This is a genomic window from Microbacterium sp. ANT_H45B (assembly GCF_008369345.1).
Taxonomy (GTDB): Bacteria; Actinomycetota; Actinomycetes; order Actinomycetales; family Microbacteriaceae; genus Microbacterium.
Window position 1 is genome coordinate 1 of sequence record NZ_VOBK01000014.1, and the last position, 516, is coordinate 516.

Annotated in this window: 1 protein-coding gene; it reads right to left on the minus strand. The window is 32.0% G+C overall.

Translation table 11 applies throughout. From position 1 onward, the window contains the following. Window positions 1-252 precede the first annotated feature (252 nt). Window positions 253-516, minus strand: a 264-nt coding sequence (locus FQ142_RS17625; RefSeq protein WP_223145316.1) for a hypothetical protein, incomplete at its 5' end; no start/stop codon positions are given.

The window sequence follows — 516 nt, forward strand, 5'->3', positions numbered from 1 at the left end:
TTGTCGTATAACAGGAAATTTGTTGTCGTATAAGTTTGTAACTTATTGATTTTACTGGTTTTAAAAACGCCGAAAACAAGTAAAAAACAAAAATATAAAAATATAGGGACTTTCGTCCCTTTTTTGGGCTTTCAGCCCTAATTTTTTCTTTTTTCAGGATTAAAAATTACAAAACCCTTACAGAGCAAGTAAACTTGTTTGCTTGTTCTGCAAGGGTTCAGCAACCGAAGCCGTTAGGCGTAGGGCGGTAGCCTATAAAAGCCATTTAATTTTATCTTTAAATTTCCGTTTAAATGCTTTGAGTGGGTGTCTTTTATCGTACTCATCAATCCTTTTTTGCATTCTTTCGTTTGCTTTGTGATCGGCAAATTTTGAATAAGATTTTTCCATCTCATCTAACATTCTATCAATCCGTTTTTTATGTTGCCATTTCAGGTAAACATAAACACTTATAGCAATAAAAGACAATATCAATACATTGTAAAAAATGATTGTTACAATTTCGCTCACAGTTAT